Raw genomic sequence first — 19,162 nt, forward strand, 5'->3', positions numbered from 1 at the left:
GCGGCGCGCACTCACGCCGTTCCGAGCGATCATGGCGGTCTATGTGCTCGTCATGCTGTTGGTCACCGCGTTCGCCCCCGTGCTGGCGCCGTACGACCCGATCGAGCAGAACATCGACGCTCGGCTCGTCCCCCCGCTGTCTCCCGGACATCTGCTCGGCACCGACGAGCTGGGCCGCGACATCCTGTCCCGGGTCATGCACGGTGCACAGGTCGAGCTGTTCATCGCGCTGGGCGCTACGCTGCTGGCCTTGGTCCTCGGAACGTTGCTGGGAATCGTCGGCGGCTATTTCGCCGGCATCGTCGAGACCATCACGATGCGGTTGATCGTCGACGTGATCCTCGCGTTCCCGCCGATCGTGCTCGCGCTGCTGGCCGTCACGCTGTACGGCCAGGGCGCGACGACCCTGATCCTCGCGATCGGCGTGCTGTCGGCGCCGCTGTTCGCGCGTATCGCCTACGGGCAGACCCTCTCCGTCAAACGCGAGGAGTATGTGGACGCGGCGAGGGCCTTCGGAGCGCCGACTCCCGTGGTGATCTTCCGCACGATCCTTCCGAACATCTCCGCGCCGATCATCGTGCAGTTCTCACTGACGATCGCGGCCGCGATCCTGCTTGAGTCGGGGCTGAGCTACCTCGGACTCGGGGTCGTCCCGCCCGCGCCCTCCTGGGGATCCATGGTCGCTCAGGGGCAGCGCTATCTCAGCACCGATCCGCACGCACTGCTGGTACCGGGAGCCGTCGTGGTTGTGACGATCCTCGCCTTCGGCATCCTCGGCGATGCGCTCCGCGATCTCCTCGATCCGAAAGCGAAGAAACGCTCATGACCCATCCACTTCTCGAGATCGATCGCCTCTCCGTCGAGTTCCGCACGGGGGACGGGTGGAAACGCATCACTCACGACGTCTCGTTCGACGTCGCGCCCCGGGAGACCGTCGCCCTGGTAGGGGAATCCGGTTCAGGAAAATCGGTGACGGCGATGTCCATCCTCGATCTGCTGCCATCCGGCACGCGTCGCGTGGGGACCATCCGTTTCGACGGCGGCGATGTCCTCGATCTGCCGGAGCGGGAGATCAGGCGGCTGCGGGGTGCCCGGATCGCGACCATCTTCCAGGAGCCGATGACGGCGCTGAACCCCGTCTACACGATCGGCAGCCAGCTCATCGCGGCGCTGCGCAGCCATCGCGAGCTCAGCGCTGCCGAGGCGCGCACGCGCGCCATCGAGCTGTTGGGCGACGTGCACATGCCTGCACCCGAGGAGATGATCGACCACTACCCGCATCAGCTCTCCGGCGGGCAGCGACAGCGCGCGATGATCGCGATGGCGATCTCCAGCGAGCCTGCCCTGCTGATCGCGGATGAGCCGACCACAGCGCTCGACGTCACGGTGCAGGCCGAGATACTCGACCTGATCATCGAGTTGCAGGGCAGGTTGGGCATGGGCGTTCTGATCATCACCCACGACATGGGCGTGGTCGCCGACGTCGCCGACCGTGTCGTCGTGATGAAGGACGGCCGAGTGGTGGAGAGCTGCGAGACGGAGCAGCTCTTCCGAGCGCCCGCCGAGGAGTACACGCGCGAACTGCTTGCCGCGGTGCCGCATCTCGGACAGGTGAGCACGGTCCTGACCTCGTCATCCGAACGACCGCGCGCCGAGGGGGTCACGGTTGAGACGGCGCAGCCCGATGCCGTGCTGCGCATGGACGATACGGTGATCCGGTACCCGGGCCGGTGGCGCCGCCCGGGCTACCAAGCGATCAACGGCATCGACTTGTCGGTCTCGCACGGCGAGATCGTCGGTCTGGTGGGGGAATCGGGCTCGGGCAAGTCGACCATCGGCCGCGCGGCAGTCGGGCTGCTTCCCATCTCGGAGGGCAGGCTTCGGGTGCGCGATCACGAGATCACCGGTCGGGGGAGGCGCGCGCTGAAGGAGCTGCGCCGGAACGTCTCGATGGTGTTCCAGGATCCGGCCTCCTCATTGAACCCGCGGCGCACCATCGGGCAGGCGATCTCCGACCCGCTCCTCTGGCACGGGACGCTGCGCGACGCGCATCGGCGGAGGACACGATCGCAGGAGCTGCTGGAACAGGTGAGGATAGATCCAGACTGGGTCGACCGCTTCCCGCACGAACTCTCCGGAGGTCAGCGGCAGCGCATCGGGATCGCGAGGGCGATCGCCACCGACCCGGTGCTGATGATCGCGGACGAGCCGACCAGCGCGCTCGACGTATCGGTGCAGGCCGAGGTGCTGAACCTCTTCCGCGACCTGCAACGGGAGATCGGGTTCTCCTGCCTGTTCATCAGCCACGATCTGTCGGTGGTCGAGACGCTTGCGAATCGCGTCGTTGTGCTCCGCCGGGGTGAAGTGGTCGAGCAGGGCCCGGCGGAGCAGGTGCTGCGCCGGCCCCGAGCCGACTACACGAAGCACCTCATCGCGGCGGCGCCCGTTCCCGATCCGATCGTGCAGCGCAGGCGGCGTGAGAAGCGCACCGGCCACGCGGGGCTGCGCGTCGGAACCGAGTCGGTCGAGCACATCCACGACACAGAAGAAGGTCATCGTTCATGAGAATCGCCATCTGCCAGTTCCACTCGGGCACGGACAAAGAACGGAATCTCGCGACGATCGCGGGTCTGGCGGCAGAAGCCGAGGCGAGCGGAGCGAAGCTCGCGCTGTTCCCCGAGCTCGCGATGTATGACGAACCGACGCTCGGCCTAAGCGCCGTCGAACACGCCGAAGCTCTGGACGGGCCCTTCGTCACCGGGCTGGCGACGATCGCACGGAGGACAGGGCTGTTCCTGGTCGCCGGAATGACGGAGCGGATCGACGGCGAGCGCGCGTACAACACGGCCGTCGTCGTCTCGCCCTCGGACGGCCTCACCGCTCGGTACCGCAAGGCGCACCTCTACGACGCATTCGGATATCGCGAATCGGACACCATCCGGCCTGGCGAGCTCGAAGGGCCTGTGACGTTCGAGGTCGACGGTGTCACGGTCGGCGTGCTCACCTGCTACGACCTCCGCTTCCCCGAGGCGGCGCGGCAGCACGCGGACGCCGGCACCGACCTGCTGCTGTACCCGTCTGCGTGGATGCCTGGCGCCCGCAAAGAGGACCACTGGAGCACGCTCCTGCGGGCACGAGCCATCGAGAACACCGTCTTCGTCGCGGGAGTGTCCCAGTCCCCGCCGGACATCGGCATCGGCGGCAGCTTGATCGCCGATCCGATGGGAGTGACGATGGCCGAGCTCGGCGAGCACCCCGGGGTCGCCACGGCCGACGTCCACCATGCGCGCATCGCCGACGTCCGGGCGAAGAACCCGAGCCTGGCGAATCGCCGGTTCGCCGTCGTACCACTCGATTCCCACACGACCAAGGAGGAAGAACATGTCTGACACTTCATCGCGGACCCCGAAGACGGGAGCGTGGCTCTCGGATGGAAGCACGGCCGTCGGAGAGATCGTCGCGTCGCTCGGCTTCGACTTCGTCGTGCTCGACGTGGAGCACGGTGCGTTCGACCTGACCACGCTCGAGAGGTTCATCCCGCTTCTCAAGGGACTCGGTCTCGAAGTCTTCTCGAAGGTCCTGGTCCCTGAGCGCGGCGCGGTTCAGCAGGCGCTCGACTTCGGATCGGACGGTGTGATCATTCCTCATATCGAGAGCGCCGAACACGCGGAGTTCGTCACGTCGTACGGGAAGTTCCCGCCGCTGGGCAGTCGCAGTCTCGCAGGCGGGCGCACGATGGGGTACGGCGGCTACGACGACGACTGGGTAGAGCAGCAGAATCGGGACGTCAAGGTATTTCCGATGGTCGAGGACCCCGGCGCGCTTCGCGACGTCGAGAAGATCGCAGCCCTCCCGACTGTGGACGGCATCTTCATCGGGCCGGGCGATCTCTCTCAGACGGGTGGGAGGGGAGCGTATACGCGGACGGAGGAGGACTTCGACGACTTCCGGGCTGTCGTCTCGGCGGTACGAGCGAACCGCAAACAGTGGGTGTTCCCGGCGTGGTCGACGGTTGAGAAGGAGTTCGCGGTGTCGGAAGATGCGGATTACGCACTGTTGACGATGCAACACGTAGCCGTGGTCCGCGGATATGAGGAGGGTCTGAAAGAGATGGAGGCGGTGCGCGCCGGCACATGCAGTGGGTGAAACGCACGGGGCACTGCCCCGGCCTCAACGCCTGAACGCTGAGTCCGGGGCAGCCTCACTGCGCATCATCAGAATCCGACTGCTCGAACGTGATGCGCTTCGTTCCTCCGTCGAGGGCGAGTCGTCGAGTGATCGCTAGTCATTGTGCGTGAAATAGTCCGCAGCACCTGCGAACCCGACGAAGTTTCGCTCGCTGAGCTTTCGGTCGCTGTTCGGTCCAAAGAAAATCACGTAGTACGTTCCAGAGCCGAAGATCTTCGTATGCGCCCTGGCCTTAAGAGATTCCTCGTTTTCCTGGGATGACTTCGCCGGGAACGAGTACACGCCAAATTCACCAAGACTCAGGCCCCCGGAGTTGTGCGGATCCGGGTAGAAGAAGTCGCCGGCGTGGACGTTGAAAACATCCTCCGCGATGGTCACCGCCTTGTTGGGATCGTACCCGACCTCACCCCAGCCGAGCGGGTAGCCGGTAGAAAGCGAGAACATCCCCTCTTGCACCCAAGTCTCGACCTCGCTTTTCGTCGACCCGACGATGAACACCGTCACATTCTTGACCTTGATGGTCACTCCGTCGATGGTCGCTCCGTCGTGAGTCTCGACGACCGGCGTGCCCTTCGGGATCGAACCAGAGCGCTCGCGAGCGACGTCGGGAACCGAGGCGATCGTGTTGTCCGTCTTGGTCAGCTCCTTGATCTTCTCCACCGAGAGACGATGCAGGAAGCGCAGCGTGTCTCCGGCCTTGGGATCGAAGCCGTTGAGCTGGAGCGTCGTCGGCTCATCATGATCGAGGTCGACCTGGATATGGAGCGGCTCGTGGTGCGAATGGCTCGGAGTGAATGCCACCTTGAGATTGCCCTGACCCGCGTTGAGCACTTCGGGATAGTTCCGGGTGAAGTGGAAGACCCGGTCCACCGGGGCATCGAATGGCGTCTCGTAGCCGTTGAAACGCCTGACGTAGTCGAACGATGTGGTTCCCGTCTCGTCGGAGCCCGTGGGGTGGCCCGCCTTGAGATCCTGCGCAAGGCCGGACGCTCCGCGCAGATGTGCACCTCCAAGGAGCCCGGAGATCGTCGGCGTGATCTTCACACCTTCATCCCGCTCCTGCTTGTAGAACGGGGTGCTCAGGATCCGAGCCAGTGTTCCTCGACGTGATTCGCCAGCGGTCGCCATCCGCTTCACCAGGGTTTCGAGGTTCGCCTCCATCACGGCTCGGATGACTCGCTGCTGCACGTCCTTCGTGCGCAGCTTCTCGATCTTCTTCTCCCACCCGACGCCTGGCCCTGTAGGGCCGGTCAGTCCGTTCAGGCCGGTGACTACCTTCAGTGCGCGTGCGATAGCGCCTACGAAGAGGCGATGGTCAGAAGCCTCAGAGGGTTGGTGCGGAGCATCTTTGTGACCTGTGTCGAGCTGATGACTCCTCCGCTCTTCGCCTCCGACGCGAGCTTGAGGAATGACGCAGCCAGGTATCCGAGTCCCCATTGACCATGCGTCCGGGGGTTCATGTAGACCTCGGCGCCTGTCAGATCCTGCGAGAGCAGGATCTGATCCTCATGTCCCCGTCGAAGCAGCTCGAGGAGCAGTTCCACTCGGGTCGAATCCGACTTGTGATACGCATCCTTCGGGAAGTGTCCGTCCTTCGGATGAGCTTCCGCCGGCTGGGTGAAGATGTCCCAGGTCTGCTTCCCGATGGTGTCGATAGCGAGATTGGCGCCCGTGTCGGCCACAGAGAGCACGTAGTCGAGATGGCTCCCCTTCGTCGTCTCCTGATGGGTGTCCTGATGCCCGACCACCACGCGATTCAGCGGGAGTCCCTCGGCCCGAATGATCGCGATCTGCTCCAGCGCCATCGTGCCGTGTGTGGTGTGAGTCGTCAGCGCGAGGCCTGTCTCTTTCGCGGCACGAGCCGCTGCACGCAGGCACTTCTCCTCGTGCGCAGTGATCTCGCCGAGGCTCGTCGCCTGCTCGCCGAAGATTCCCGCGGTGATGCGAGTGCTCCCGATTCCTGTTCTCGCGTCGTTGATGAACCGCGCGGTCATCTGTTCGACGGTGAACTCGCGAGTCCACTGGGGACTGAACTTCTCGAGGTACACCGCGGTTCCCGCAACGATGTGAACGCCGGACCTTTCGGAGATCTCAGCGAGCAGCGAGACGTTGTCGCCCTGTTCGTCTCGACCGACGACCCCGTACGGGCTCAAGTCGACGACGAGGTTGACGCCGAGCTCACGCATCGACGAAAGCGCCCGAACGGCGACGTTCACCTGGTCCCGTGCATAGTCGTGGTCGCCCGGGTTCGCCGTGAAGTCCAGCTCGTCTGTCGCGACGTGCGCACCAGGGCGACCACCTGAGAGCCAGGGCCCCGGCGTCAACGAGAGGAGATGCTCATGGTGCATTATTCGAGTGATCACCGAGGGATCGATCGGCCCTCGGACTGTCTGGATATGTGACATCGTGTGCCCCTTCTACTGGGTGGTGGAGGTCGGCATTGCTTCGACATATCTGATGAGTCGTCCTCTAGGTCGTCTTCGTGAGCTTGTTGAGCCCTGCCGGAGAATCCGGGTCGCGACCCAGCCACAGCGACAGGCTGAGAGCCAGTCGCTGGATGGGGATGATCTCGAGCAGCGGGATGAGCGGACTCCACACGTCGTGCGACTCGGTCAGCACCGGCTCCACCGCGGACAGGCCCTCGACCGCCGGCCCGAACGTGTGGACCGCGCCTCCGAGCTGGTGTGCGGCAAGCGCGAACGCCTGGACTGACTCACGACCCTCTGGCACAGAGGTGAGGGCGATCACCGGCACTCGCGGCTCGATCTGCCCGAGCGGCCCGTGCGTGGCGTCGGACGCGGACCAGCCGGAAGCGGCGATTGCGCTCGTCTCCATCAGCTTGAGCGCACTCTCCTGCGCACTCGACATCGAATAGCCGCGGCCGACGATGAGCGCGCGCCTGGTAGTCGCCAGACCTTCGACCAAACCGCCGTCGCATTCGCCCCGGACGAGGCCGCGGGCGACCGCCACCGCCTTGTCCACCTCGGCAGTGAGGCTCTCCCAACTGCGCCCCACGACTCGGGCGAGCGTGAGCAGAAGTGCGAGAAGCTCAGCCGTGTAGGTCTTCGTCGCTGCGACAGAGCGCTCGACCCCAGCAGACAGATCGACCTGCACATCGCCGAGCCTCGCGAGAGCGCTCTGAGGATTGTTCGTGAAGGTGATGAGCGATACACCTGCTCGCTGGCACGACCTGGCCGTCTCGATGAGGTCGGGAGATTCGCCCGACTGAGAGATCGCCAACGCCACCGCGGCGGGGTATCGGAGAGCGGCACCGTGGACGGTCACCGTGGCAGGAGTCGATAGCTGCACCGGAATCTCCAGCATCTGCTGGGCCAGATACTGTGCGTACCGCGCGGCGTGATCACTTGACCCCCTGGCTATCATCACCAGCATCTCGGGGCGTTCGACCGTGATGAGAGCCGCGGCCTCGTCGATGGCGTCCTTCTGGGTGCGGATGAGATCGAGCCATCGATCCGGCTGCTCTGCGATCTCCGCGCGCATGAGCGAACCGGGTGTCTTCGTCACGGTCATGAGACGAGCCCGGTGATCATCGCGACGACCTCGTTGTGGCTGGTGTCGCTCAGCTTCTTCGTGGCGACCTGGGTGCCGCGCCGGAGCACCGAGACGCGATCCGCGATCCGGAACACCTGATCCATGTTGTGGCTGACGATCAGGACCGCCATGCCGCGTTCTTTGAGCTTGACGATGAGCTCTTCGACCTTGGCCGTCTCCGCCACACCGAGTGCGGCAGTGGGCTCATCGAGGAGCACGATGCCGGATGCCCAGTGCGTCGCGCGGCAGATCGCAATGCCCTGCCGCTGTCCGCCGGAGAGATCGCTGAGCGTGGCCCTGGCAGACGGAATGCGCACGTCGAGGGTGTCCACCAGTTCCTGGGTCTGCTTCGCCATGCCCTTCCGATCGAGGATCCCGATGGGGCCTTTTGTGAGTTCCCTGCCCAAGAACATGTTCATGTACACGGGCTGCTCTGGGACCAGCGCGAGGTCCTGATACACGACCTCAACGCCTTTCTCTCTGGCGTCGGACGCGTCCCGGAAGACAACAGGCTCTCCGTTGAGTGAGATCTCCCCTTCCGAGGGCTGGTAGAGCCCCGAGATGATCTTGATGAGGGTCGACTTGCCTGCGCCGTTGTCGCCCACGAGCGCGACGATCTCTCCTGCTCCGACGTCGAGATCGAACTGTTCGATCGCGACGATCCCTCCGAACTTCTTGCGGATCCCCGTGAGTCGGAGGGGAGTGGCGGGTTCTGCGGTGATGATGCTCATGGTTCTGCGCTCGTTCCTAGTTGTTCTTCTTGCCGCGAAGGGAGAAGGAGACCGCGAGCAGGATGATGACCCCGCGCACGATCATCTGCTGCGACACGTTCAGACCGGCGAGGATGAGACCATTGTTGATCATGCTCATCAGCAGAGACCCGATGAGCGCCCCGAGGACTGTTCCCTTGCCACCGAAGAGACTTGTGCCACCGACGATGGCCGCCGCGATGACTGTCATCAGATCGGTCTCGCCAAGGGTGTATCTGGCGCTTTCGAGGCGACCGGCGTAGAGCAGCCCGGCAAGCGCTGCGGTCATCGAGCTCCCGATGAGCACCATCATCCTGACTCTGGTGACCTTGATGCCGCTGACTCGGGCAGCCGATGCATCATTGCCCACGGCCAGCACGTGCGCGCCGTAGCGGCGCTGGCGAAGCAGATGCCAGCCGACAGCAAGGGCGGCGATGGTCCACCACAGCAGGATGGGGATGCCGAGCAGACTCCCGCCTCCGAAGAGCCAGACGAACGGCCCGTTCGAGACAGGCACTGCCTGGAGATCCGTCAACTGGCGAGCGATGCCCGCGACCAACCCCATAGTCGCAAGCGTCACGAGGAATGACGGAAGTCGCACCCATGTCACGAACACACCGTTCACGAAGCCGACGAGGGCTCCGACCCCGAGTCCTGCGGCCGCTCCGATCCACCACTGCTGGGTCGCTTCCAGAGCGACGGCCGCGGAGAGAGCCGAAAGCGCAACGGTCGACCCGATCGAGAGGTCGATCTGACCGGTGGACAGCACGAACACTGTCCCGATCGCCATGATGGTGATCGGTGCTGCCTGAATGACGATGTTCGTCAGGTTGGCCGGGTTCAGGAAGTACTGCGTCTGAGTGATCGCGAAGTAGAGAAAGACGAGAGCGAATCCGATGTAGACGACATAGTTGGTCCAGGTCACGCCTCGAAGACGCGCGAGGACACCGGCCGATGAGGATGCGGTTGTCATGATGGGGTTCCTTCGGAAAGGCTGATTGAGTCCAGTGCAAGGCGCACCGCACCCGCGACAGGGGCTCGGTCTCCGAGCATGCTGTGTCGGATATCGAGTGGGCGGCCTCCGAGGCGGTCCACCCAGCTCACGATGCGGGCGAGGAGGTCCTTCCGCGATCCGATGCCGCCGCCGAGGACGAAGACCTCGGGATCCAGGACTGCCGCGACGGCCACGAGAGCTGTTGAGATCCAACGCGCTTCGACGTCCACCGCCTCGATCGCGGCGTCTTCGCCAGCCGCGGACCGGGCGAAGATCTCCTCAGGTGCGACGGTCTGCTCCGTCGCCCTGCGGTATCGACGGGCAAGCGCATCCCCGGCGACAGCCTCTTCCAACGGGCCCTTGCGATGATTCTCGACCGCGAAGGGGTCCGTTCCGAACGGGAGGAAGCCGATCTCGCCCGCTGCTCTCTTGGAACCTCGGATGATCCGACCGTCGGCGATGATGCCCATGCCGATACCGGTGCCGATGGAGACGAAGACGAAGTCGCGGGCGGTCAGCCCGACGCCGTGATGGAGCTCACCGAGCGCGGCCACATTCACGTCGTTGTCGAGCACAACCGGATGCGACAGCGATTCCGAAAGCCGCGTGGCAAAAGGTCGGATGCCGATCCCTGAGAGGTTGGGAGCGAGAGTCAGGCTCGTCCCATCGCCGGTGGGGACACCGGCGCCGCCGATTCCCGTCGCGACGATCCTCGACGGGTTCGCGCCGACGGCGTCGGCAAGGTCTTGGACGGTCTGAACGATCTGTGCCAGGAGACCTGCTTCCTGGTGTTCCGTCGGGGTCACATGATCGGCAAGAATCTCTCCCGACATGTCTGCGATTCCCGCTCGGAGCTTCGTGCCGCCGAGATCGATTCCGACGACGAATCCCGAGGAACTCGGCAGGCGCGCATGATCATCGAGCATGCTTCCTCCATTCTGGGCATATGCGGCCGTCATGGGCTTCTTCACTGCTTCGACGCGTCGAGGACTGCCGAAGGCACCTCCTGGTTCCACGCCTCGTATCCATCGGCCACGTTGTCCTTGGTGATGGACACTGAGTCTGAGACGGCGAATTCTGGTGCCGGCTCTTCGAGGATGGCGAGTGCGGCGGCGGTGGCCATTGCTCGCCCGTAGTCGTAGGCTTCGTCCGCGACGATTGCTGCGACGTTTCCGTCGGCCGCCATGTCTGCCGCGATGGTGTCGTCCAGGTCTACGGTGACGATCTTGGTGGTCGAGTTTCCCGCGTTCTTCAAGGCGGAGAGGACGCCCTGAGCGGGGACGGCCCAGCTCGTGTAAACACCGGCGAGGTCGGGGTGCCTGGTGAGGAGCGGATTGGCGATCTCTTCGGCCTTGTTCGGGTCGCTGAACCCTTCTTTTGCGACGATCTTCACGTCGGGGCATTCTGCTGCGATCGTGGAGAGGAACGAGGCGTCGCGGAAGTTGGTGACGTGGAAGTCCGCGTCGTAGTAGAGGACTGCTATCTCGCCTCCGTCTGGGACGGCATCGCACATGGCGTTGCCTGCGCGCTGGCCGATCTGGAAGAGATCATCCGTGAGGACGGACTGATACTCCTTCCCGTACGAGTAGTCGTCGGGCGCCTGATCGGCGAAGACGAGCTTCACGTTCTGATCGACCGCGTCCTGGTAGACGGCGTTTGCCGTGACCGGGTCGACGGCCTGCCCGAGGATGACGTCGGGCTTCAGTGAGAGGGCGGTCTGTACTTGGTTCGCCTGGGTTGCGGCGTCGAACTTCGCATCGGTCGTCGAGACGATCTCGACCCCGAGGCGGTCCAGCTCGTCTTCGATGCCGGCCTGGATGGCGTTCGACCAGCTGGAGAGTTCGTGCCAGGCGATGGCGGCTCGGTAGCCGCCGTTCTCCAGCTCGGCGATCTGCTCCTCGGTCAGTTCCAAGTCGGATGCGGGGGTCGGCTGCTCGCCGTTCGGGCCTTCCGTCGCCGTGACGGTTCCGAACTGATCGATGACCGTGTCGGTCGGCACGTCGTCGGAAGGCGCGCCTCCGGCGTCGCACGACGCCAACGCCAAGGCGGCGGCCATCGTTGCGGAGACAGCCAGTGCTCGAGAGCTTCTCATGATCCGTTTTCCTGTTCTCTTGTTGGGGATTCTCTTCACCGGGAGGGTGAATCGGATGACTCGGGGTGGGGCATGGGCCGCACCAGGCAGATGGTGAAGCTCTCCGTCGCGCTGACGGCGATCTGTTCGTCAGCAACAGCATGATGCTTTGTTTGCAACATGCAAGCAAAGCATCAACCGGCTGTCAAGAGGGAATCGGGCGAGGTTGGTGGAGGTGGTCCCTGCGTCCCCGATGGACTCGACTACATTTGGTGTCAACGTGAGTCGAAAGAGGTGTCCGATGGTCCACGACATGCGAGAGCTGAATCGTGCTGCGGTTCTGGCTGAGTTGTTGCGCAGTCGCCCTGCGAGCCGGAAGCAGATCGCTTCGCGCACCGGAGTCTCGCCCGCGACCGTGACCCGAGCAACAGATCAGCTGATCCACGAGGGCATTGTTCGGGAGGGCGACGAGATCGTCGTGGAGAACCGCGGGCGGCGAGCCAGGGCGCTTGACCTGGTGGCGGAACGTTCCTATGCGGTGGGGATCGATCTGGGGGCGTCGAATACTCGTCTCGTGATGACGGACCTCGTCGGCGCCCCGCAGATCGCGGTCGAGACGAAGACGCCGTCGCAGCTGTCTTCGCAGGAGATGGCCTCATGGCTGGCGCGTGAGGTCATCGATGCCGCTGCGGCGGCAGGTGTGTGGAGTGCTGTTGCGCACATCTCGCTGGGGCTCCCTGGTGCAGTAGGGCAGGGTGACCGCGTGGTGTCGAATGCCCCGAACCTTCCGCACGTTGAGGACGTTCGCTTCCTGGAGGTCCTCGAGCGCGAGCTCGGGATGACGTTGGAGGTCGACAACGACGCGAACTTCGCGTTGCTCGGGGAGCAGCGATTCGGCTCGGCTCGCGATGCGCCGACCGCCGCCATGCTGACTCTCGGTACGGGCCTTGGCGCAGGGCTCGCCATCGATGGATGGATCTTGCAGGGGAGGCACGGTCTCATCGGCGAGTTCGGACAGCTTCCGATCGGTGCGCACGGCTTGCACCTCGAGCACTTCGTGACCGGGCCGGGTCTCCTGCGTCGCGCTCGTGAAACTGGGGTGGTGTTGGAGAGCCCAGCAGACCTCTTCTCGGATGCTCAACCGACTTCGGCGAAGTCGCTGAGGGAAGAGTTCGACCATGCTCTGCGCGTGGTGCTCACCGCGATCGCGGTCTCCTGCGAGCCCGAGGTCATCGTCCTCGGTGGAGGCATCTCAAGATCACTGGAGTCTCGATTGAGCGCGTATCAGGACGCGCTCGAGCAGAGTCTCCGATATGCGCCGAAGCTCCGTGCTGTCGAACTGGGCAACTTCTCGGGTGCGGTCGGTGCTGCTGTGACGAGCCTTCGAACAATGTATCGCGAGCTCGGTGTCCATGAGAGTGCGCTCGTGGATCTGCCGACGGCGCAACCGCTTGATCTTGACAGTCTGGTCGCTGTGGCGAGGGCGCCTCACGCAGTCGCCTAGCGCACGGATCTCAGTGCCTCGCCCCCTGTCGCCCAGAGGCGACAGGGGGCGAGGAGGCGGCTCCAGTCGGTCGCTTCGAAGGGGTGTGCCGAGGAGCCGGGTCAGATTGCCGGTTGACTTCAGAGGGGTCGTGGGTCACCATTTAGTTCCAAGCTGCAATCAAAACGTGAAGTGCTCTTCGTCGATACGAGCGCGCGCGAAGGCCGTCCCTGACCGTACAAAGCTGAAAGAACTGCAATGTTCCTGAATCTCCTCATGCGTCGCAATCCGGCACTTCTTCAACAAGCAATCGCCTTCCACCAAGACGGGCGAGTGCCGCCGAACACCAACGTCCTGGATCTTGACGCGATCACACTGAATGCACGCGCATTCAATGCAGAAGCCTCGCGTCTGGGGCTGACGCCGTTCGCGATGACGAAGCAGATCGGACGGAACCCGGATGCGGCGCTGGCGATCGCGGCGGGTGGGATCACCCGGTTCGTCGGTGTGGATCTCGATGACTGTCTCGCCGCGCATGCCGCTGGCCTTGAAGCCGGGCATGTCGGGCACCTGGTTCAGATCCCCAGCCACAGCGCGGAACGTGCCGCGGAGCTTCATCCCGAGTACTGGACGGTGTTCAGCATCGACAAAGCCGTCGAAGCCGGGCGAGCGGCTCTGAAGCAGGGAAGGGTGCAGAAGGTGCTCGCGCGGATCCATGCCCCGGGTGACCGCTTCTACCCCGGGCACGAAGGAGGGTTCGAGGCCTCGGGTATCAAGCAGGTCGCGGATCAGTTGGATGCCGTTGCGGGTGTCGAATTCGGCGGGGTCGTGACGTTTCCTGCAACGCTGTTCGATTCCGAGGCGGGGAAGGCGAAGTCGACGCCCAACCTCGCCACTCTGACTCGTGCCCTCGAAGACCTGAGAGCCGCAGGTCGCAAGGACGTGCAGGTGAATGCGCCGGGAACGACGTCGACGTCTGTTCTGTCGACGCTCGCCGAGGCAGGGGCCACGCAGGTCGAACCCGGCCATGGTCTGACCGGCACCACTCCGCTGCATGCGGCCGAGGACCAGATCGAGGTTCCTGCGGTCACCTATGTCAGCGAGGTGTCCCACATCCACAATGACCGTGCCTATGTGTTCGGTGGTGGTCTGTACGTTGATCCGGTGCTCGGAAGCACTGCGACGCACGCGTTGGTCGTGCCGTCAGGAGGGGAGCTCGCAGACGCCGTCGAGCTCCCGGTCGAGATGCCAGCACCCGAAGCGATCGACTATTACGCCACCATCCCGCTCGAGGGGAACCGTATCGCCACCGGCGACACGGTTCTCTTCGGGTTCCGTGTTCAGGCGTTCGTGACTCGCTCTCACACGATGGGGATCTCCGGGCTCTCGACGAACAATCCCTCCCTGGCCGCGCGCGTCCCCGCTACTGGCCTCTCACTCTGATCCATCCCCACCTCGACGACAGTGTGAGGCCATGTTTCTCAACAATCTGATCTCCCAGAACCCCGCGTTCGCTCGTGCGGCGATCGAGCTCCATCAGTCAGGAGAACTCCCGCCTGACACCTATGTCATCGACTTGGACACCCTTGCTGAGAACGCCAAGATGATGACGACAGAAGCGCACCGACTCGGGCTCGATGTCGTTGCGATGACGAAGCAGTTCGGACGCAACCCGGATGCGATCCGCACCCTGAAGAACAACGGCGTCGACTCGTTCGTCGCCGTCGATCTCGAAGGCGCGAGAGCGATCCATCGTGTGCGACAACCGCTGGGCAACGTCGGGCATCTGGTGCAGATCCCCAAGCACGCTGCCGAGGAAGTCGCTGCGATGGAACCTCAGAGCTGGACTGTCTTCAGCGATGGGAAAGCACAAGAGGTCGCCGACGCGACGCTGGCACAGTTCGGAGGCCACGGACACAGCCAGGGCCTCCTTGCTCGGATATTCGGGCCGGACGACGAAGTCGTCGAAAGTCATGCCGGGGGCTACGACGTCACCGAGATCCTGAAGATCGCCGACCGATTCGACGGGCTGGGAACTGCTCATTTCAACGGAGTGACGAGCTATCCGGCCTTGATGTTCGACAAGGTGAAGCACACCGTTCACCCCACGCCCAACCTGCGCACGCTCCAGCAGGCGGCGGAGACGCTGCGCAAGGCGGGCCGTGCTGATGTCGTGATCAACGGGCCTGGCGAGACATCGACCAATGTCATGTCAACGCTCGCAAGCCACGGCGTGACTCAGGTCGAGCCTGGGCACGGCTTCACCGCCACCGGTGGGTATCACGCCTTCGGGAATCTCCCTGAGCGCCCTGCGATGCTCTATCTCTCCGAGGTCTCGCATCTCGACGGTGACTTCGGTTTCTGCTTCGGCGGCGGCTTGTATCTCTGCATCGGGTCGATCGAGTACCAGCCGCAGGCCATCGTCGGCCGTGATTTCGATACCGCCGTCACTCAGAAGGTCAACGCGACGTTGGCTCAGAACCATCAGGTGATCGACTTCTACGGTCGTCTTGCGCAAACCGAACGTCGCTCGCTTGCGCCGGGTGACAGCGCCTTGTTCTGTTTCCGAGCTCAAGCCTTCTACGTACGCAGCCACATCGCTGGCGTGTCGGGCATCCACACGGGCAAAGCCAAGGTCGAGGGTATCTACACGTCGTCAGGACGCCCTCTCTGAGCACGCGCTGCGTCGTGGGGATGGACAAGCGCGTTCGGCGCCTTGACAGCGTCGAACGGATGAGCGAACCGACTCGCTGTGCGGTCACCCTGCCGAGGGCGCGGTCGTGCGCGCACATACGGCGCACGACCGCCTCGCGCGAGCCCTCGACGAGCCACCCCCGACCCGCGTCGAGCGAAACAAAATTGGCACTCGCGTTGCGAGAGTGCCAGAGAGCGTCCTAAACTGCCGTTAGCACTCTCACACCGAGAGTGCGAACCTATAGTCTTCTGACACCACAGGGAAGAGGTACACCGTGTCGGTTTCCATCAAGCCGCTCGAGGACCGCATCGTCATTCAGCAGGTCGAGGCAGAGCAGACCACCGCCAGCGGTCTGGTCATCCCCGACACCGCCAAGGAGAAGCCCCAGGAGGGCGAAGTCGTGGCCGTCGGTCCCGGCCGCATCGACGACAACGGCAATCGCGTTCCGCTCGACGTCGCAGTCGGCGACCGCGTGCTGTACAGCAAGTACGGCGGCACCGAGGTGAAGTTCGGCGCTGACGAGTACCTGGTGCTCTCGGCGCGCGACGTCCTCGCCGTCGTCGTCCGCTGACACCGCGTTCCTCAGAGCCCCGGGCCTTGGTGGTCCGGGGCTCTGCGCGTTCCGGGGAGACGCCGCGCCCCGGTGCGGCGGGCTGAGCGCGTTCGCGAACAGAATGCGCGCAGAGCAACACCGATCCCCGCGGAACATGTTCGTGAATGCGCGATCTGTTGTCCTGCGCGCGAGCAGTCCTCTGCGACCGCCGCCTCGCCTCGCGGGACTAGGCTTGTCCGGTGAGCAGCGACCCGGATGATGCGCGTACGCGCATGGTCGGAACTGGGTACGGCTTCAGCGCGTACCTGCTGTGGGGCTTCCTTCCGCTCTACTTCGTGCTGCTCGCGCCGACGGGCCCATGGGAGGTCGTCGCCTGGCGGGTGATCCTGTCACTCGCACTGTGCGCCGTGCTGCTCACCTTCACGCGCGGATGGCGCCGGTTGGTCGTCGTGCTGCGCAACCCTCGGCTGGTCTGGTGGACCGTGCTGGCCGGACTGCTCATCTATGCGAATTGGCAGGCGTTCCTGATCGCGGCGCAGAGTGGGCAGGTGCTGCAGGCGAGCCTCGGGTACTTCATCAATCCGATCGTGACAGTGCTGCTCGCGGTGATCTTCCTGCGGGAGCGCCCTCGCCCGCTGCAGTGGGCGGCCATCGCCGTCGTCGCCGTCGCGGTCGGTGTGATCGTCGTCGGATACGGATCTGTGCCGTGGCTTTCGCTGGCGATGGCGCTGTCCTTCGGGTTCTACGGCCTCGTGAAGAACCGCATCGGTCCCGCGGTCGACGCCGTCGGCGGGCTCGCGCTCGAGACGCTGTGGCTCACTCCGATCGCGATCGCTCAGCTCGTGCTGGTCGCTGCGACCACGGGCCTCACCTTCGGCGTGAGCGGCCTCTGGCACGCCATCGCCCTCACCTGCGCTGGTGCCGTCACGACCGTGCCGCTGCTGCTGTTCGCCGCAGGGTCACGTCGCGTGTCCCTCTCGGCGATGGGCATGCTGCAGTTCATCGCCCCGATCCTGCAGTTCATCACCGGCGTCTTCCTCCTCGGCGAGGCGATGCCGCCAGAGCGGCTCACCGGCTTCGCGCTCGTGTGGGTCGCGTGCGCGCTGCTCATCGTCGACATCCTGCGCTCTTCCCGTCGCGGTCGCCGGGCGAGGCGTGCGGCTCGGCACATCACGGACGAGACCGTCGCACCGGTGTGAGCCGAGGCGATCATCCGCAGCTCGGCTCGGCGCACGGAATATCTGCACGCTGGCGCGACTTAGAATGTGGAACAGGCGCGGGTCACAAGCCACGCGAGCCGAGTTCCACAGGAGAGGTGCTGCCCATGACTGACCACGATCCCTTCGGCTTCGTCGGGCTGACGTATGACGATGTGCTGCTCCTGCCTGGGCACACTGACGTGATTCCGTCTGAGGCGGACGCCTCGACCCGATTGACCAAGCGGATCTCGTTGAACATCCCCGTGGTCTCCGCCGCGATGGATACCGTCACGGAGGCTCCGATGGCGATCGCCCTTGCGCGCCAGGGCGGCATCGGCATCATCCACCGCAACATCTCCATCGAGGATCAGGCGAAGCAGGTCGATCAGGTCAAGCGCTCGGAGTCGGGCATGATCACCGACCCCGTCACGGTCACGCCAGAGGCGACGCTTGCCGAGCTCGACGCGCTGTGCGCGCACTTCCGCGTCTCCGGTCTTCCCGTCGTCGATGAGAACCGCAGGCTGCTCGGCATCATCACCAACCGTGACACCCGATTCGTGCCCCGCGCAGAGTGGGCGACCATGAAGGTGCACGAGAAGATGACGCCGATGCCGCTCGTGACGGCGCCGGTGGGCACCTCCCGCGAGCAGGTGCTGGAGCTGCTGGCGAAGCACCGCATCGAGAAGCTCCCGCTGGTCGACGACGCGGACACGCTGCAGGGTCTCATCACCGTCAAGGACTTCGACAAGGCGGAGGACTATCCGCTCGCCGCGAAGGACGATGAGGGCAGGCTGCGCGCCGGAGCCGCTGTCGGCTTCTTCGGCGAGGGCTACGAGCGGGCGATGGCGCTCGTCGACGCGGGCGTCGACGTGCTCGTCGTCGACACCGCGAACGGGCACAGCCAGGGTGTCCTCGACATGATCTCGCGCCTCAAGAAGGACCCGGCTGCGGCGCACGTCGATGTGATCGGCGGGCAGGCAGCGACCCGCGAGGGTGCGCAGGCGCTCATCGATGCGGGTGCCGACGCCATCAAGGTCGGCGTCGGGCCGGGATCGATCTGCACCACGCGCATCGTCGCGGGCGTCGGTGTTCCGCAGATCACCGCGATCTACGAGTCGGCCAAGGCCGCCATCCCCGCCGGCGTTCCCGTGATCGCCGACGGCGGGCTGCAGCACTCCGGCGACATCGGCAAGGCGCTCGTCGCCGGTGCTGACTCGGTGATGCTCGGATCGCTCCTGGCCGGAACCAAGGAGTCGCCAGGCGACCTGATCTTCGCCAACGGCCGCCAGTTCAAGGCGTACCGCGGCATGGGCTCGATGGGCGCCATGCAGACGCGCGGCAAGAACACCTCCTACTCGAAGGACCGCTACTTCCAGGCGGATGTGCCCAGCGACGAGAAGCTGATCGCCGAGGGCATCGAGGGGCAGGTCGCCTACCGCGGCCCGCTTTCGTCGGTTGTGCACCAGCTGGTCGGCGGCTTGCGCCAGACGATGTTCTACGTCGGCGGCGGCTCGGTGTCGGAGCTGAAGGCGCGCGGCAAGTTCGTGCGCATCACGCCAGCCGGCCTGAAGGAGTCGCACCCGCACGACCTCGCCATGATGGTCGAGGCGCCGAACTACAGGAGCTGATCCGGCGACATCCTCCCGCCCCGTGCGGAGCGTCCGGATGTCCGAAGTCG

17 protein-coding genes are annotated in these 19,162 nt (G+C 64.7%); 10 read left to right on the top strand and 7 right to left on the bottom strand.

The features are described from left to right. Nucleotides 1-31: 31 nt before the first annotated feature. Genes DZG09_RS15415 through DZG09_RS15430 form a run of 4 tightly spaced genes read left to right on the top strand, consistent with a single transcriptional unit; the run spans nt 32 to nt 4,146 of the window. Nucleotides 32-826 carry an ABC transporter permease gene (locus tag DZG09_RS15415; protein ID WP_162893352.1) on the top strand — a complete coding sequence of 265 codons (795 nt, stop codon included), beginning with the start codon at nt 32-34 and terminating at the stop codon, nt 824-826. After that, nucleotides 823-2,565: an ABC transporter ATP-binding protein gene (locus DZG09_RS15420; RefSeq protein ID WP_119698645.1), complete on the top strand. Its 1,743-nt coding sequence runs from the start codon at nt 823-825 to the stop codon at nt 2,563-2,565. Before DZG09_RS15415 ends, DZG09_RS15420 begins: the two co-directional genes overlap by 4 nt. Next, nucleotides 2,562-3,389: a carbon-nitrogen hydrolase family protein gene (locus DZG09_RS15425; RefSeq protein ID WP_119698646.1), complete on the top strand. Its 828-nt coding sequence runs from the start codon at nt 2,562-2,564 to the stop codon at nt 3,387-3,389. Before DZG09_RS15420 ends, DZG09_RS15425 begins: the two co-directional genes overlap by 4 nt. Further along, nucleotides 3,382-4,146 carry an HpcH/HpaI aldolase family protein gene (locus tag DZG09_RS15430; RefSeq protein WP_119698647.1) on the top strand — a complete coding sequence of 255 codons (765 nt, stop codon included), beginning with the start codon at nt 3,382-3,384 and terminating at the stop codon, nt 4,144-4,146. The genes DZG09_RS15425 and DZG09_RS15430 overlap by 8 nt, the downstream gene beginning before the upstream one ends. A 135-nt stretch (nt 4,147-4,281) precedes the next feature. Here DZG09_RS15430 and DZG09_RS15435 read toward each other — a convergent pair whose 3' ends face one another. From DZG09_RS15435 to DZG09_RS15465, 7 genes are all read right to left on the bottom strand, one after another. Continuing rightward, nucleotides 4,282-5,349 carry a hypothetical protein gene (locus DZG09_RS15435; RefSeq protein WP_162893353.1) on the bottom strand — a complete coding sequence of 356 codons (1,068 nt, stop codon included), beginning with the start codon at nt 5,347-5,349 and terminating at the stop codon, nt 4,282-4,284. A 137-nt stretch (nt 5,350-5,486) separates the two neighbouring features. Then, nucleotides 5,487-6,551 carry a phosphotriesterase family protein gene (locus DZG09_RS15440; RefSeq protein WP_205529205.1) on the bottom strand — a complete coding sequence of 355 codons (1,065 nt, stop codon included), beginning with the start codon at nt 6,549-6,551 and terminating at the stop codon, nt 5,487-5,489. A 106-nt stretch (nt 6,552-6,657) separates the two neighbouring features. Then, nucleotides 6,658-7,713 (bottom strand): SIS domain-containing protein, encoded by a 1,056-nt coding sequence (locus DZG09_RS15445; protein WP_162893354.1) that lies wholly within the window; start codon nt 7,711-7,713, stop codon nt 6,658-6,660. A 2-nt stretch (nt 7,714-7,715) separates the two neighbouring features. Next, on the bottom strand, nt 7,716-8,471 hold the full coding sequence (locus DZG09_RS15450) for an ATP-binding cassette domain-containing protein (protein ID WP_119698651.1): 756 nt from the start codon (nt 8,469-8,471) through the stop codon (nt 7,716-7,718). 16 nt (nt 8,472-8,487) lie between these two features. Then, nucleotides 8,488-9,462 (bottom strand): ABC transporter permease, encoded by a 975-nt coding sequence (locus DZG09_RS15455; RefSeq protein ID WP_119698652.1) that lies wholly within the window; start codon nt 9,460-9,462, stop codon nt 8,488-8,490. Beyond that, nucleotides 9,459-10,409, bottom strand: coding sequence for an ROK family protein (locus DZG09_RS15460; protein ID WP_162893355.1), 951 nt, complete (start codon nt 10,407-10,409; stop codon nt 9,459-9,461). Before DZG09_RS15460 ends, DZG09_RS15455 begins: the two co-directional genes overlap by 4 nt. 41 nt (nt 10,410-10,450) lie before the next feature. After that, on the bottom strand, nt 10,451-11,575 hold the full coding sequence (locus tag DZG09_RS15465; protein ID WP_119698654.1) for a substrate-binding domain-containing protein: 1,125 nt from the start codon (nt 11,573-11,575) through the stop codon (nt 10,451-10,453). Between the two features lie 292 nt (nt 11,576-11,867). Between DZG09_RS15465 and DZG09_RS15470 the strand changes: the two genes are divergently transcribed. The 6 genes from DZG09_RS15470 to guaB all read left to right on the top strand — a co-directional run bounded on the left by DZG09_RS15470 (nt 11,868) and on the right by guaB (nt 19,112). Next, the gene (locus DZG09_RS15470; protein WP_276116313.1) at nt 11,868-13,058 is read left to right on the top strand and encodes an ROK family transcriptional regulator; all 1,191 of its coding nucleotides are present in this window, start codon (nt 11,868-11,870) and stop codon (nt 13,056-13,058) included. 255 nt (nt 13,059-13,313) lie between these two features. After that, on the top strand, nt 13,314-14,480 hold the full coding sequence (locus DZG09_RS15475; RefSeq protein WP_240424116.1) for an alanine racemase: 1,167 nt from the start codon (nt 13,314-13,316) through the stop codon (nt 14,478-14,480). Nucleotides 14,481-14,511: 31 nt separating this feature from the next. Then, on the top strand, nt 14,512-15,711 hold the full coding sequence (locus tag DZG09_RS15480) for an alanine racemase (protein WP_119698657.1): 1,200 nt from the start codon (nt 14,512-14,514) through the stop codon (nt 15,709-15,711). Between the two features lie 295 nt (nt 15,712-16,006). Then, nucleotides 16,007-16,303 carry a co-chaperone GroES gene (gene groES, locus DZG09_RS15485; protein ID WP_067242196.1) on the top strand — a complete coding sequence of 99 codons (297 nt, stop codon included), beginning with the start codon at nt 16,007-16,009 and terminating at the stop codon, nt 16,301-16,303. Between the two features lie 254 nt (nt 16,304-16,557). Continuing rightward, nucleotides 16,558-17,484: an EamA family transporter RarD gene (gene rarD, locus DZG09_RS15490; protein ID WP_119698658.1), complete on the top strand. Its 927-nt coding sequence runs from the start codon at nt 16,558-16,560 to the stop codon at nt 17,482-17,484. A 125-nt stretch (nt 17,485-17,609) separates the two neighbouring features. Then, nucleotides 17,610-19,112, top strand: a complete 1,503-nt coding sequence (gene guaB / locus DZG09_RS15495) for an IMP dehydrogenase (protein WP_119698659.1) — start codon at nt 17,610-17,612, stop codon at nt 19,110-19,112. Nucleotides 19,113-19,162: the final 50 nt, after the last annotated feature.

The sequence above is a fragment of the Microbacterium halotolerans genome, from assembly GCF_003569805.1.
GTDB lineage: Bacteria > Actinomycetota > Actinomycetes > Actinomycetales > Microbacteriaceae > Microbacterium > Microbacterium halotolerans.

What these genes read in the sequence shown, in the direction of transcription:
- DZG09_RS15465 (WP_119698654.1), bottom strand. Translation starts at nt 11,575, where the DNA reads ATGAGAAGCTCTCGAGCACTGGCTGTCTCCGCAACGATGGCCGCCGCC.
- DZG09_RS15455 (WP_119698652.1), bottom strand. Translation starts at nt 9,462, where the DNA reads ATGACAACCGCATCCTCATCGGCCGGTGTCCTCGCGCGTCTTCGAGGC.
- DZG09_RS15425 (WP_119698646.1), top strand. Translation starts at nt 2,562, where the DNA reads ATGAGAATCGCCATCTGCCAGTTCCACTCGGGCACGGACAAAGAACGG.
- rarD (WP_119698658.1), top strand. Translation starts at nt 16,558, where the DNA reads ATGGTCGGAACTGGGTACGGCTTCAGCGCGTACCTGCTGTGGGGCTTC.
- guaB (WP_119698659.1), top strand. Translation starts at nt 17,610, where the DNA reads ATGACTGACCACGATCCCTTCGGCTTCGTCGGGCTGACGTATGACGAT.
- DZG09_RS15475 (WP_240424116.1), top strand. Translation starts at nt 13,314, where the DNA reads ATGCGTCGCAATCCGGCACTTCTTCAACAAGCAATCGCCTTCCACCAA.
- DZG09_RS15420 (WP_119698645.1), top strand. Translation starts at nt 823, where the DNA reads ATGACCCATCCACTTCTCGAGATCGATCGCCTCTCCGTCGAGTTCCGC.
- DZG09_RS15460 (WP_162893355.1), bottom strand. Translation starts at nt 10,409, where the DNA reads ATGCTCGATGATCATGCGCGCCTGCCGAGTTCCTCGGGATTCGTCGTC.
- DZG09_RS15430 (WP_119698647.1), top strand. Translation starts at nt 3,382, where the DNA reads ATGTCTGACACTTCATCGCGGACCCCGAAGACGGGAGCGTGGCTCTCG.
- DZG09_RS15480 (WP_119698657.1), top strand. Translation starts at nt 14,512, where the DNA reads ATGTTTCTCAACAATCTGATCTCCCAGAACCCCGCGTTCGCTCGTGCG.
- DZG09_RS15450 (WP_119698651.1), bottom strand. Translation starts at nt 8,471, where the DNA reads ATGAGCATCATCACCGCAGAACCCGCCACTCCCCTCCGACTCACGGGG.
- DZG09_RS15415 (WP_162893352.1), top strand. Translation starts at nt 32, where the DNA reads ATGGCGGTCTATGTGCTCGTCATGCTGTTGGTCACCGCGTTCGCCCCC.
- DZG09_RS15435 (WP_162893353.1), bottom strand. Translation starts at nt 5,349, where the DNA reads ATGGAGGCGAACCTCGAAACCCTGGTGAAGCGGATGGCGACCGCTGGC.
- DZG09_RS15470 (WP_276116313.1), top strand. Translation starts at nt 11,868, where the DNA reads ATGCGAGAGCTGAATCGTGCTGCGGTTCTGGCTGAGTTGTTGCGCAGT.